The 13,180-nt window shown below is 70.9% G+C and carries 14 protein-coding genes; 10 read left to right on the plus strand and 4 right to left on the minus strand.

Translation table 11 applies throughout. The features are described from left to right. The first annotated feature begins 646 nt into the window (after window positions 1-646). The 4 genes from JOD27_RS37925 to JOD27_RS37940 are packed head-to-tail and all read left to right on the plus strand — an operon-like array spanning window position 647 to window position 2,947. A complete protein-coding gene (locus tag JOD27_RS37925) occupies window positions 647-1,222 on the plus strand; it encodes a D-sedoheptulose-7-phosphate isomerase (protein ID WP_372441788.1) in 576 nt (191 codons plus the stop codon). Beyond that, window positions 1,219-1,446, plus strand: coding sequence for a HypC/HybG/HupF family hydrogenase formation chaperone (locus JOD27_RS37930; protein ID WP_204767181.1), 228 nt, complete (start codon window positions 1,219-1,221; stop codon window positions 1,444-1,446). The genes JOD27_RS37925 and JOD27_RS37930 overlap by 4 nt, the downstream gene beginning before the upstream one ends. Next, the gene (locus JOD27_RS47310) at window positions 1,443-1,715 is read left to right on the plus strand and encodes a hypothetical protein (RefSeq protein ID WP_372441789.1); all 273 of its coding nucleotides are present in this window, start codon (window positions 1,443-1,445) and stop codon (window positions 1,713-1,715) included. The genes JOD27_RS37930 and JOD27_RS47310 overlap by 4 nt, the downstream gene beginning before the upstream one ends. Next, window positions 1,712-2,947 (plus strand): hypothetical protein, encoded by a 1,236-nt coding sequence (locus tag JOD27_RS37940; protein ID WP_204767182.1) that lies wholly within the window; start codon window positions 1,712-1,714, stop codon window positions 2,945-2,947. The genes JOD27_RS47310 and JOD27_RS37940 overlap by 4 nt, the downstream gene beginning before the upstream one ends. Window positions 2,948-3,029: 82 nt before the next feature. Here the strand turns inward: JOD27_RS37940 and JOD27_RS37945 are convergent, their stop codons facing one another. Beyond that, complete coding sequence (locus JOD27_RS37945; protein WP_204767183.1) at window positions 3,030-4,025, minus strand: Acg family FMN-binding oxidoreductase; 996 nt, start codon at window positions 4,023-4,025, stop codon at window positions 3,030-3,032. Between the two features lie 138 nt (window positions 4,026-4,163). Here JOD27_RS37945 and JOD27_RS37950 point away from each other — a divergent pair, with 138 nt between their 5' ends. Beyond that, complete coding sequence (locus JOD27_RS37950) at window positions 4,164-5,843, plus strand: GAF domain-containing sensor histidine kinase (protein ID WP_204767184.1); 1,680 nt, start codon at window positions 4,164-4,166, stop codon at window positions 5,841-5,843. A gap of 326 nt (window positions 5,844-6,169) precedes the next feature. Here JOD27_RS37950 and JOD27_RS37955 read toward each other — a convergent pair whose 3' ends face one another. The 3 genes from JOD27_RS37955 to JOD27_RS37965 all read right to left on the minus strand — a co-directional run bounded on the left by JOD27_RS37955 (window position 6,170) and on the right by JOD27_RS37965 (window position 7,405). After that, window positions 6,170-6,826, minus strand: coding sequence for a response regulator (locus JOD27_RS37955; RefSeq protein ID WP_204767185.1), 657 nt, complete (start codon window positions 6,824-6,826; stop codon window positions 6,170-6,172). An 80-nt stretch (window positions 6,827-6,906) separates the two neighbouring features. Continuing rightward, entirely contained in the window at window positions 6,907-7,125 is a 219-nt protein-coding gene (locus JOD27_RS37960) for an SHOCT domain-containing protein (RefSeq protein ID WP_372441790.1), read from the minus strand. Window positions 7,126-7,135: 10 nt separating this feature from the next. Continuing rightward, window positions 7,136-7,405, minus strand: coding sequence for a DUF1876 domain-containing protein (locus JOD27_RS37965; RefSeq protein WP_204767186.1), 270 nt, complete (start codon window positions 7,403-7,405; stop codon window positions 7,136-7,138). A 127-nt stretch (window positions 7,406-7,532) separates the two neighbouring features. Here JOD27_RS37965 and JOD27_RS37970 point away from each other — a divergent pair, with 127 nt between their 5' ends. From JOD27_RS37970 to JOD27_RS37990, 5 genes are all read left to right on the plus strand, one after another. Next, window positions 7,533-8,225, plus strand: coding sequence for a hypothetical protein (locus JOD27_RS37970; protein ID WP_204767187.1), 693 nt, complete (start codon window positions 7,533-7,535; stop codon window positions 8,223-8,225). Between the two features lie 28 nt (window positions 8,226-8,253). Beyond that, entirely contained in the window at window positions 8,254-8,823 is a 570-nt protein-coding gene (locus tag JOD27_RS37975) for a CBS domain-containing protein (protein WP_204767188.1), read from the plus strand. Continuing rightward, window positions 8,820-9,698: a universal stress protein gene (locus JOD27_RS37980; RefSeq protein WP_204767189.1), complete on the plus strand. Its 879-nt coding sequence runs from the start codon at window positions 8,820-8,822 to the stop codon at window positions 9,696-9,698. Before JOD27_RS37975 ends, JOD27_RS37980 begins: the two co-directional genes overlap by 4 nt. Before the next feature lie 380 nt (window positions 9,699-10,078). Beyond that, a complete protein-coding gene (locus JOD27_RS37985; RefSeq protein WP_204767190.1) occupies window positions 10,079-10,591 on the plus strand; it encodes a universal stress protein in 513 nt (170 codons plus the stop codon). Continuing rightward, entirely contained in the window at window positions 10,588-13,161 is a 2,574-nt protein-coding gene (locus JOD27_RS37990; protein ID WP_204767191.1) for a bifunctional acetate--CoA ligase family protein/GNAT family N-acetyltransferase, read from the plus strand. The genes JOD27_RS37985 and JOD27_RS37990 overlap by 4 nt, the downstream gene beginning before the upstream one ends. Window positions 13,162-13,180 lie beyond the last annotated feature (19 nt).

Genomic DNA, 13,180 nt, shown 5'->3' on the forward strand with positions numbered 1-13,180 from the left:
TGAAGAATTCCCGGGACGTCCGGGAGCCGCAACGCCAACCCTTTCCTCGTAGCCCTCGCAAGACTGATCTGCCAATGGCCTGGACAATGTTGTCGGGGGTCGGAAAATGGGCCGGAAGGGTGACGGGGTCGATCGAGGTCTTTCCCGTCGTGGAGCTGACCCGGAGTGTTCTCCGCAAGGCCGCCCTCGGTGCCGGAAATGCGACTTCATCCGCCGCTGCGCCGACGGCGCCGGGGCTGGGCGGCAGGGTGCAGGTGTCGTGCCGCACCTGCCCCCAGCCGGGTCGAGGTCGACGTGCAACCGCCGCCCACCGAGTTCCTTCACCCAGGTGGTCGGCACCCGAACGAGTTGACTTCGCGCAGGTCAGAGGAGCCTGATCCGGCGGACGGCGACATGGAGCCTGCGACCTTCGCCGAGCGGATAACGGCCGTGCTGGCCTGGGAGGGGGTCACTCGCGAGGCAGCCAGGCGTGCCGGTCAGGACGGTCAGCGGATGGGCGGGCGGCGAGCCGTTTCGCTGACGGTCGAGTCGCGACCATCAGCATTCTTCATGAGGAGGAATGGTGTGGTCTTGCGTGTCCTGCCGACCGTGAAGTAAACAACCACACCTGACTCACTCAAATGTCTGCCGACGTGAAGAAGGGCTCGTGGCAAAAGCTCCGACTACTGATCGTGTCGACCGTTTCAACGAATTGTCACAACGGCGCGCCATCCCTTTGGCCGATCTCGCCGACGACATCGCGCGCATCTGTCACCGAATGGCCGAACGGTTCCGCGCGGGAGGCGAGCTCGTCGTCTTCGGCAACGATGGCCCGAGTACCGGCGCCGGGCACGTCGCGGTGGAGTTCGTCCACCCGGTGATCGTCGGCGAACGCGCCCTGCCCGCCGTCTCCCTGACCTCGGGCGTCGCCACGCTGGCCGGCGTGGCCGCGCGGGCGGGCTGCGAAGAGACGTTCGCGCACCAGATCCGCTGCCTCGGCGAACCGTCCGACATCGCGCTGGGCCTGTCCGCGGACGGCACGTGCGAGAACGTCGCGCGCGGCCTGGCCGTGGCCGCCGAGCTCGGCATGCTCACCGTCGCGCTGACCGGTGGCGACGGTGGCCGGATCGTCGCCGACCACGTGCTGGTCGCCGAGGATCCGCTGGTGGTCGAGGAAATCCACGTCACCGCCTACCACCTGCCGTGGGAGCTGACGCACGTGTTCCTGGAGGGTGTGGCGTGAACGACGACAAGGAGGTGTGCCGGGAGGACCTCTGCGTGACGTGCGCGGACCTCACGGTGCCCGGCAAGGTCGTGTACCTGCTCCCCGACGACATGGCGGTCGTGCGCGGCGACGACGGCCACACCTGGGAGGTGAGCATCGCGCTGGTGACCGCCGAGGTCGGCGACGTGGTGCTGCTGCACGCCGGTGAGGCGATCGCCCTGCTGCCCGGTGGCGCGAGATGACCGAATCGCTCCACCCGCTCCTGTCCACCGATCCGTCCGAAGTGGACTTCACGGAGGTGGCGGCGTCCACCCCCGAGAAGATCTCCGACTCCGACGCGGAGCTGCTGGAGGACTGCGCCTCCTCCATGACCTCCCGGTTCGCCGCCGGCGGCGCGCTTTTGGTGTTCTTCGTCGTGCCTTCCTCGTCCGTGCGCCGGATCCAGGAGACCCAGACGACGCTTCACCACGTGCTGTGCGAGCTCACCACGGCTGCATCGGAGAGCCGATGAAGCACCCGATGGAACTGGCCAGGGCGATCGCCGACGCCGTGCTGTACGAGGGCTACCTGCTCTACCCGTACCGCGCGTCCGCGACGAAGAACCAGCTGCGCTGGCAGTGGGGCGTGCTGATGCCGCCGTCGTTCACGCTCGGCGGCGAGCACCCGGACTCGACGGCCGAACTGCTCGTCGTCCCGAGCCTGTCGGCGACCCTGCACCTGCGGTTGCGGTTCCTGCAGCTGCAGGAACGCGTCGCGGAGGTCGGTGGCCGTGCCGTGCGCTCGGTGACGGCGGGCGGACGCGAGTGCACGACGTGGGACGAGGCGGTGGACCGCGAGGTCGACGTCGTGCTGCGGATGTCGGACCTGATCGGCATGGACACCTGCGTGCCGTTCACTGTGGACGGTGGTGCGGACATCGAGCCGGTCGAGGACGAGGTGCGGCTCGTGCGGCGGCGGCACGAGCTGAGCGGTGTGATGACGGTGCGCGCCGATCCCGTGCCGCCCGGCCTGCTGCGGCTGCGCGTCGAGGTGCGGAACACCTCGCCGTGGGAGGACGTCGGCGCAGGCCGGAACGCGGCGCTGCGGCATGCGCTGATCGCCGCGCACACGTTGCTCTCGCTGTCCGGGGGACAGTTCCTGTCGCTGGTGGACCCGCCGGACTGGGCGGCGCCGGCGACGGCCGGGTGCCGCAACGAGCGGACGTGGCCCGTGCTGATGGGTGGGCCGGGGCGGGCGGACACCGTGCTGTGCGCGCCGATCATCCTCTACGACCACCCGTCGGTCGCGCGGGAGGAGAGCCACGGCGACCTGCACGACGGGACGGAGATCGACGAGCTGCTGACGTCGCGCACACTGACGTTGACAGAGGAGGAGAAAACGCAGGTGCGGGTGACCGACGCCAGGGCGGCCGAACTGCTCGACCGGGTGGAGGGGGTGCCGGGCGAGTGGATCGAGGCGCCGCACGGGACGATGCGCCGCACCGAGTCAGGGGCCGACGGTTCGGTGGTCATCGCCGGAGTCCAGGTGTCCAAGGGGTCGCGGGTCCGCCTGCGTCCACGCAGGGCAGCCGACGCCCAGGACATGTTCCTCACCGGCCGCATCGCCGAGGTCCGGGCCGTGCTGTCCGATGTGGACGGTGCCTGGCGCCTCGCCGTCACCCTGGAGGACGACCTCGCCGCCGACCTCCTCGCCGACTGCGGCCTGTACCGGTACTTCGGCCCGGAGGAGGTCGAACCCCTGTGACGGCACGGGGAAGGGTGGCGGGCGTCGGCAACGTCTTCCTCGCGCGCGTCCCGCTGCCGGACCGGGCCCTGATCCGACGTGGTCAGCTCGTCGAGTTCGTGGGCTCCATCAGCAGTTCGGTGACCGGTCGCCGCGGCGTGGCGGGGACCGGTGTGCTGTATCCGACGCGCAGCACGGTCTGCGGCACCAGCATGCCGCCCAGCGCACGGCGCAGCTCCTCGCGAACGGCGCGGACCTCGACTGGCTGCGACATGAACGACGCGGACAGGCCGATCGAGGTGGCGGTCAGCAGCACCCGCTGCATCGCCTGGCCGGCCTGCAGCTCACCGAGCTGCCCGTCGTAGAACGAGCACACGACCACGACCAGCGGGTTGGACTCGTAGTCCTTGCCGTCGGGGCGCGCACCGGCCTGGAAGTCGCGGAACATCCACTCGTCCTGGGCCTCCGGCCGGAACCCGGCGGAGGAGGGCGGCACGCCGTCGGTCGCGTCCGGCCGGTGACCGGTGAACGATCGCAGCTCGGCCAGCACGCCGGGATCCTGTTGCTGGATCCCGTGAGCGCGCCGCACGAACTCCTTCATCCTCGCGACCTCCTGGCGCGTGTCGACGACGTGCAGCCAGGAGCGTTCCAGCTCGGCGGCGCGGACCAGCGCGTGCCGGTGCCGTCCGTCCACACCGGACTCGAAGAACGGGCGGCGGTTGGTGCGGCGGGCGGGCACGGCCTTGAGCAGGTCGCGCATCTCATCGTCCGCTCGCACCGTGCCGCCGCGGCGGACCGTGGCGAGCGCGCCCTGTGCGTCCTTGCCGGGCAGGAGCGTGACCAGCGGCCGGACCCCGAACCCGTGCAGCGCCACGCGGAGGTTGAACAACGCGGCACCGCAGGACAGTCGCAGCTCCCGTTCCTCTGGGTCGGTGGCGGGCAGCATGCGGTCGTGGTCCGGGTGCAGCTCGATGCGATCCTCCAGCACCCGGAACCGCCACGGCTGGGTGTTGTGGACGGACGGCGCGAGCGACGCGGCGTGGAGGGTGGCCTCCACCTGCTCCGCCGGCAGCCCCAGCGCTTCGGTCACTTCGGGCATCCCTGTCACCCCGTTGTCGTCGTGCGTTTGTGTTGTTCCCGCCACTTTCACCCGTTCGCGCGGCAGCCCCCAGCGCCGAAGGTCCCGACCTGGCAGGGACTGCTTGGCGACGCAATCACCGCGTGCGAGGCTTGATCCATGACGGGTTCAGCTGAGAGCCGGTCGCGCAGTCTGCTGGGCGGGTTAAGACTGGACGACCTGCTCGACGAGATGCGCGAACGACTTGCCGAGATCGGGTCGACGCGGGACAAGATGCAGGGCCTGCTCGACGCCGTGCTCGCGGTCGGTGCCGGCCTGGAGCTGGACTCCACCCTCCAGCGCATCGTCCAGGCCGCTGTGGAGCTCGTCGGGGCCCGCTACGGGGCGTTGGGTGTTCTCGGCCAGCGCGACAACCTCTCGCAGTTCGTCTACGTCGGCATCGACACGGAGACGCGGGCGAAGATGGGCCACCTGCCCGAGGGCAAGGGTCTGCTCGGACTGCTGATCAAGGAGCCGAGGGCGATCCGCCTGCACGACCTCGCCGAGCACTCCGCGTCCGTGGGCTTCCCGCCCAACCACCCGCCGATGCACAGCTTCCTCGGCGTGCCGGTGCGCGTGCGCGACGAGGTGTTCGGCAACCTGTACATGACCGAGAAGAAGGGCGACGTCGACTTCACGCCCGACGACGAGGTGGTGCTGGAGGCGCTCGCCGCCGCCGCGGGTGTGGCCATCGAGAACGCCCGCCTGTTCGAACGGTCCCGGCTGCGCGAACGCTGGCTCGAGGCGACCGCCGAGATCAACTCGCAGCTGCTGGGCGGCGCCTCGGCCGACGACGCGCTCCAGCTCATCGCCCAGCGCTCCGTCGAACTGGCCGGCGCGTCGAGCTCGGTGGTGCTGCTCGCCGACAGTGCGGATCGCCGGCTGCGCCCGGTGGCGCGCGCGGGCGTCCCCCTGGTCGAGGACACACTCGACCCGAAGGGCAGCGTGCTCGGCGAGGTGCTCGACTCCGGCGCGCCGGTCCTGGTCGAGGACGTGGACGCCCTGTTCGGCGTCGACGGGCCCGAGCTCGGTGCCTGCGTGGTCGTGCCGATGCGCGCGGGCACGACCGTGAGCGGCCTGCTGGTGACGGTGCGGGAGAAGGGCGCCGCGCACTTCGGGCCGGACCTCATGCCGTTGCTCGCCTCGCTGGCCGACCAGGCGGTCGTGGCGCTGGAGTTCGCCGAGAACCAGAACGCACGACGCATGGTGGACGTGCTGGAGGACCGCGACCGCATCGCCCGCGACCTGCACGACCACGTCATCCAGCGGCTGTTCGCCACCGGCATGAGCCTGCAGGGCGCGCTGACCTGGGTGAGCCACCCCGAGGCCAAGCGGCGCCTGCAGAAGGCCGTCAACAGCCTCGACGAGACGGTGCTGGAGATCCGCACGTCGATCTTCGACCTGCAGGCCGCCGACGACGACACCGGTCTGCGCCGCAGGCTGCTCGACATCGTCGCCGGGCTCACCGACGACGCGCCGGTCTCGCCCGCGGTCAGGATGAGCGGCACGATCGACAACCTGGTGCCCGACCACATCGGCGAGCAGGCCGAGGCCGTCGTCAGGGAGCTCGTGAGCAACGCGCTGCGGCACGCCCGCGCCACCGAGATGACGCTCACCGTGGAGGCGGGCGACGCGCTGATCATCAGCATGGTGGACAACGGCGTCGGCATGCCGCCGCAGGTCGCGCGCAGCGGCCTGCGCAACCTCGAGCAGCGGGCGGCCGGGTACGGCGGCACCTGCACCGTCGCCGGTGAACCCGGCGGCGGCACGCGGGTGACCTGGCAGGTGCCTCTGGACTAGCAAGCTAGGTGTCCTGCGCCGGAAATCCGGCAACGAAGTCGTTCCTCACTGCCCGGCGTGTCCAGCCACGACACGCCGGTGCTGAAGAGTACGCGGGGAGCTTTCGTACTCTCGGAGCGGACGAAAGGCCCCCGCGTGCCGAAAGAAGCAAGACTGGACTTCTGCTGCGGATTTCCGGCGCGGGACACTGGTGGTACGACTCGGAACGTTGGCGAGGTAGTTCACGCTCAGCAGGGCACCCCGCGCGGCATCGCCCCCACGCCCCGTACAACCAGTACGAAGGTGTGGGGGCGGCAAATCCCCCGGCGACATTCCGCGCCACACCACTAACCGTCCTCGCGCGGCGCGGGCTTGTTGCCCAGCTTCGACGCGAGCACGGCGGCCTGCGTGCGGCGTTCCAGGCCGAGCTTGGCGAGCAGGTGCGACACGTAGTTCTTCACCGTCTTCTCGGCGAGGAACATCTCGTCCGCGATCTGCTTGTTCGTGAGGCCTTCGCCGATCAGGTCGAGCACGGTGCGTTCCTGCTCGGTGAGCATGCGCACCGGGTCGCCCTGCTCGCGTTCGCGCCGGATCCGGTTGAGCAGCGCGGCCGTCGAACGGGCGTCCAGCAGCGAACCACCCGCGGCGACGGTCTTCACGGCGTTGGTGAGGTCGCTGCCGACGATCCGCTTCAGCACGAAGCCGGAGGCGCCCGCCATGATGGCGTCGAACAACGCCTCGTCGTCGGTGAACGACGTCAGCATCAGGCACTTGAGGTCGGGCAGCCGCGACATCAGCTCGCGGCACAGCTCGATGCCGTTGCCGTCGGGCAGCCGCACGTCGAGCACGGCGACGTCCGGTGCCACGGCGGGCACCCTGGTCAGCGCCTCGGTGACCGAGGACGCCTCACCGACCACCTCCAGGTCGTCCTGGGCGCTGAGGAGTTCTCTGATCCCGACGCGGACCACCTCGTGGTCGTCCACCAGGAAGACTCGCGCGGCCACGGCTACCACCTCTCGTTCGCCGACATCGAGTTGAACGATCCCTCACCCGGATGGTCGCACACAGGGACCAAAGACTCTGATCATCTGGATCGCAAGGTCTTTCGCACGCGGTCGAACTCGTCGGCGTCGATCTCGCCCTTGGCCAGCCGTTCCTCGAGAATGCGCGTCGCGGTGCCGTCGTGCCTGCGCAGCAGCAGCACGACGAGCGCGATCAGGCCGCCCCAGAACACGATCATGCTCAGGGTCGTCACGACGAGGCCGCCCCAGCCCATTCCTCCGCCGTAGTACGGGTACATCACGGTGTTCTCCTCACTCGGTCAGCTGGGCGGGAGCCTGGGTGACGCCCTCGATGTCGGTGGCGGCGGCGTCCAGCAGCAGATGCGCGAGGTCGGACAGCGCACGGGACGCGGCGAGCTCGTCACCGATCTCCGGGACGTCACGGTCGGCGGGGTTGAGCCGGGCCTGGCCGACACCGACCAGGTTGGTCCTGTCATCGGTGTGCAGCCGTGCCTCCGCCCTCGTGCGCGCCTGGTGCTCGTCGATGCGGATCTCGACCGTCCACCTCTTGGCGATGCTCATGAGATCTCCTCGTCCGGGGAGTTCCAGGTTCGGCCGCTGTACGGGCATGCGCGCAGAGTCCAAGGGCCCGGACCGGGTGAGACCGTCCGCCCTGTCGGACGCACCCCGCCGGCCGGATCGTCGAGGCATGCGCTGGAGTACCGCCGAAGCGGCGGAAATCGTGGAAGCAGCCAGGACCGCGCCCGTCTACAGCGGGAGCAAGCCGTGGGTGCTGGAGCTGCACGGGCGGTCCGTCTACGTGTACGAGGTCGCGCAGAAGTCGATGCACGACCCGCTGGGGATGGACCGCCTGCTCACGTGCGGCGCGGCGCTCGAGCACGTCGTGCTGGCCGTGCGGTCCTGCGGGTGGCACGCGAAGGTCGTCTTCCCGCACGACTACGCCAACCCGGATCTGATCGCGGTCGTCAAGGCGGACGGCAAGCAGCCGCCCACACCGCAGGAGCTGAGCCACCACCGCGCCATGCTGCTGCACGACGGCACGGGCGACGGCGAGGCCCGCGAGCTCGTGTACGCCAACCACTGGGCCGGCACGGAACTGCACCCCGTCGCCGAGGACACGCTCGTCGTCGTGACGGTGGGCGACGGACGGCCCGACCACATCCGCGGTGGCGCCGCGCTGGAAGCCGCCGTGCTCGCCGCGCGGGCCGCGGGCATGCGCGTGCGGCCGGTCGTGCACCTCATGCACCGCCAGCAGTGGCGCGCCGGACTGATCGAACGGCACGGCCTCGCGGGCTACCCGCAGGCCGTGCTGGTCGTGGGTGCCAAGGACCCGGACGGCGCGGGACCAACGACCGCGTCCACGGGCGCGACGCGCTCCTAGCGTCGCAAGCGACGAAGGGAGGAGCGCCATGCGCGCTCGCGACATCATGACGAGTCCGGCCATCACGGTGACACCGGAGGTACCCGTGCGCGGCGCGGCGGCTCTGCTCGTGTCGCACGGCTTCACCGCGCTGCCGGTGGTGGACGGCGACAAGAGGCTGATCGGCATCGTGACCGAGGCCGACCTGCTGCGCAACGGCTACGTCGACGAGACCCGCGGCAGCACCGTGGGCGACGTGATGACCACACCGGCGTTCGCGATGGACGGCGGCGCCCAGGCGGAGGTGCTCGCCCGCGTGATGCTGGACGACCGCGTCCGCTGCGTGCCGATCGTGGACGGCTCGAAGGTCCTCGGCGTGGTGACCCGCCGCGATCTCGTGCGCGCGCTGGCCCGCACGGACACGACCGTGTCGGCGGAAGTCCAGCACGTGCTGGACATCTACGGCGGCGGTCGCAAGTGGACGGTCGCGGTCCAGGACGGTGAGGCCACCATAGCGGCGGAGAACCCGGACGCGGAGACCGAAAGGGTGCTGACCGCGCTCGCGGGTTCCGTGCACGGTGTCGTGCGCGTCCGCGTTCTGACAGGAGGAAAGCGATGAAGGGACCGTCCGCCCCGGTGGTCGTCGGTGTCGACGGCTCGTCGTCCGCGCTCGCCGCGGTGCGCTGGGCCGCCGACGACTGCGCCCGCCACCACGCCCCGCTCCGGCTGGTGCACGGATATTCCTTGCCCACCAGGGGATATCCGGAGATCGTGCTGACCGGTAGTGAAGTCAGGCGCGCGATCGAGGAACAGGCCAACGACTGGCTGACCGAGGCCGTCGCCGCCGCCCGTGCTGTGGCTCCGGACATCGAGGTGACCACGGAGGTCGTCGCCGACGCCGTGAACCACCTGCTGATCGAGGAGTCGCGCGACGCCAGGCTCATGGTCCTGGGCTCGCAGGGCCTGGGCAACGTGACGGGCCTGCTGGTCGGCTCCACCGCACTCGCCCTGGCCTCGCACGGGAAGTGCCCGCTCGTGGTCGTGCGCGGAACCGAGGTGCCGGGCGGCCCTGTCGTGGTCGGCGTGGACGGCTCCCCGACGAGCGAGGCCGCGCTCGCGTTCGCCTTCGAGGCGGCGTCGATGCGCGAATGCCCGTTGACGGTCGTCCTGTGCTGGCAGGACTTCATGGTGGAGAGCAGCTACTCGGCGACCCGGCTCACCGCCGACTGGGGTCAGGTGGAGTCCGAGGAACAACGACTCCTGGCGCAACGGCTCGCCGGGTGGCAGGAGAAGTACCCGGACGTCCCGGTACACCGCGTGGTGCTGCGGGACCGTCCGGTGCGGGCCCTCATGAGGTATGGCGCCGAAGCACGGCTCGTGGTTGTGGGCAGCCACGGGCACGGCGGGTTCGCCGGCATGTTGCTCGGGTCGACGAGTCAGGCCCTCGTCTACAACGCCCCGTGCCCGCTGGCGATCGTGCGCCCGGCCGAGTGAGTGGGATCGAGGCGGCCTCTCGGCGGCGGGAGGCCGCCTCGGCGTTCATCGCGGCCACACGGCCCAGCAGCGGACCACCTCGCCGAAGCGTCCGAACACGCCGAACTGCTCGTCATCGGCACGCATGGGCGTGGCGCGCCGGCACGGGCTCTGGATGCCGTTTGCGATCATTCACCGTACGGGTGCTGGTGCGGCACTGGCGACGAACGCGGTCGTGAAGCTCGTGCCGGCCACCGCCACCGGAGGGCCGCGGCTCGGCGCGTGGCCGGCCCCGGTCGTGGCGGTCGTGGCGTTGGGCATCGTTTGGTAGGACCAAGGTCCTTCGGCCTCGGGGACTGCGGGCACTCACCCGCCACCGGCGCGAAGACGACGCTGAAGTCATGAGCGAGAACGAATCCCGGCCCGTGGTGGTCGGCGTAGACGGATCAGCCGCCGCGCAGGAAGCCCTGCGCTGGGCCATAGAGGACGCGCGCAGGCGTGGCAGCCGGGTGGACGCGGTCTCCGCGTGGCATCCGGACTACGGCATCGTGATCGGACCGGTGCCGGCCGAGGTCGGCATGCGGATCTCGCCAGAGGCCATGCGCGCCGCTCAGCAAACCGTGCTCGACACCGCCGTGCAGGAGATCGAGGGCGCCGAAGGCGTCGAGATCCGCCGCGTGCTCGTCGAGGGTGACCCGCGCACGGTCCTCACCGAGGCGTCGAAGAACGCCGAGCTGCTCGTGGTGGGCAGCCGCGGCCACGGACCTCTCGCCGAGGCGGTCCTCGGCTCGGTCAGCTCCTACTGCGTGCACCACGCGTCGTGCCCGGTGGTCGTGCTCCGCGCGCCGAAGGCGGAGAAGGAGCGTTCGGTCGCCGAGGCCGCCGCGCCCGTGACGCCCGGACCGCTGCTGTGACCGCGACGGCACTGCTCACCGACGGCTCGCTCGTCACGGTGCGCGAGCTCGGGCCCGGTGACGTCACGGCGTTGCTGGAGCTGCACCGGTCGTTGCCGCTGGAGGACCAGTACCTGCGGTTCTTCAGCACGTCGCCGCGGCAGCTCGAGGACTTCGTGCAGCGCATGGTGTCACCGCAGGAGCCACGGCACGTGGTGATCGGGGCGGTGCGCGGCGAGCGGCTGCTCGGCGCGGCCAGTTACGTGGTGGCGGGGGAGTCCGCAGAGGTGGCCCTGGTCGTGTCGCACGCCGAGCAGACCCACGGCGTCGGCACCCTGCTGCTCGAACACCTGGTGTCGCTCGCCCGCGGGCGCGGCATCCGGCGGTTCACGGCGGAGGTGCTCGCCATCAACTTCCGGATGCTGCGCGTGTTCACCGACATGGGGCTCGTGTGGACGGTCGTGGCCGACGGCGACGTCGTCCACGTCGACCTCGGCCTCGACCCGTGCGAGCGCTACCTGGAGGCCGTCGCCGAACGCGAGCAGGTCGCCGAGGTCGCGAGCCTCAGCCACGTGCTGCGGCCCGGCTCGATCGCGGTGGTGGGCGCGGGCCGGTCACCCGACTCGGTCGGGCACGCCGTGCTGCGCAACCTCGTGGACGGCGGCTTCACCGGCGATCTGTACGCGGTCAACCCGCACGCGAAGTCGGTCGCGAACGTCGACTGCCACGCGTCGGTGACCGAGCTGCCGGAGGCACCCGAGCTCGCCGTCGTGTGCGTGCCGGCGAAAGCCGTGCCGCGCGTCGCCGACGAGTGCGGACGTCGTGGCGTGCGCGCGCTGGTCGTCATCTCGTCCGGGGTGAACCCCGCCGAACTGCTGAGAATCGTGCGCACGCACGGAATGCGGCTCGTCGGGCCGAACTGTCTCGGTGTCTCGACGAGCTCCCCTTCGGTGCGGATGAACGCCACGTTCGCGGCCCACAGCACTCTCGCGGGCCACATCGGCCTGGTCACCCAGTCCGGCGGCATCGCCATCGCGGTGCAGGAGGAGCTGCGGCGGCTCGGCCTCGGCCTGTCGAACCTGGTCTCCACCGGCGACAAGCTCGACATCAGCAGCAACGACCTGCTCATGTGGTGGGGTCAGGACCCGGAGACCCGGATCGTCGCGCTGTACCTCGAATCCTTCGGCAACCCGCGCAAGTTCGCCCGCCTGGCCAGGGAGATCGCCGCCCACAAGCCGGTGCTCGCGATCCGCGCCGCCAGCAGCGAGGCAGGGCAACGCGCCGCCGCCTCGCACACGGCCTCGACCGCCACGCCGTCAGTCACGCGGGACGCGTTGTTCCGGCAGGCCGGGGTCATCGCCGTCGACGGTGTGCCGGAGCTGGTCGACGTCGTGATGGCGTTGAGCCGGCAGCCCATGCCCGGCGGACGATCCGTGGCGGTGCTGAGCAATGCGGGCGGCCTCGGCGTGCTCGCGGCGGACGCCTGTGTGCGCGAAGGACTGCACATGGCCGAACTGTCCGACGAGACGCTGGCGGCGCTGCGCGAGCTGCTGCCCGCGGCGGCGAGCGCGCACAACCCGATCGACACGACAGCCGTGGTGGGCGAGCGGACGTTCGCCCGCTGCCTCGACCTCGTCGGCGCGGATCCCGCGGTGAACGCGGTGATCACCGTGACCGTCCCGACCGCGCTCGGCGACCCGACCTCCGGTGTGCACCGCGTCAACGGCAAGCCGGTGCTCGCCGTCCGCACCGGGCAGACGGGACGGCTCGCCGACGAGGTGCCCTGCTACGCCGAACCGGCGCGGGCCGCCGCGGCGCTGGCCCGACTGGCGGAGCGCGCGGAATGGCTCGACCGGCCCAGGGAGTTCGCCGACCTCGGCGGGATCGACCTGGCGACGGCGGAGGAGATCGTGACGAGGCAAGGCGACGGCTGGCTCCCGCCGGACCAGGTCGTGCGGCTGCTGAAGGCGTTCAGCCTGCCGGTTCTCGGCGGAACGCTCGTCACCACCGCCGAACACGCAGTGGCCGCCCAATGCGCCTACGACGCGCCGGTCGCGCTCAAGGCCGTGGCGGACGACCTGCTGCACAAGAGCAAAGGCGGTGGCGTGGTGCTCGGTGTCGCCGGGGAAAGCGCTGTGGCGGAGGCGTTCCGCGGCTTCCAGGACCGCTTCGGCACCCGGCTGCGGGGCGTGTTCGTGCAGCCGATGGCGGCACGCGGACGTGAGCTGCTGGTCGGCGTGGCGACGGACGAGAAGTTCGGGCCGCTGCTCGTCACCGGGCTCGGCGGCGTCGACACCGACGTGATCGACGATCGCGCCGCCGCACTCGCCCCACTGTCCACAACGGACGCCGACGCGCTGGTGCACGGATTCCGGTCCGCCGGCCGCGTTCTCGCCGACGTCGACGCCAAGGCCGTGCGCGACGTCCTGCTGCGCGTGGCCGAGCTGGCCGCGGCGTTGCCCGAGGTCGTCGAGCTCGACATCAACCCGCTCGTCGTGACGGACACGGGATGCCTGGTGGTGGACGCCAGGGTGCGCGTGGCGCGGCCACGGCGGATCGACCCGTTCCTGCGGCAGCTCCGCACTCCCTGAATCGCACAAGAGGAGGATC

Origin of the sequence: Lentzea nigeriaca (assembly GCF_016907955.1) — a bacterium.
GTDB classification, from domain to species: domain Bacteria; phylum Actinomycetota; class Actinomycetes; order Mycobacteriales; family Pseudonocardiaceae; genus Lentzea; species Lentzea nigeriaca.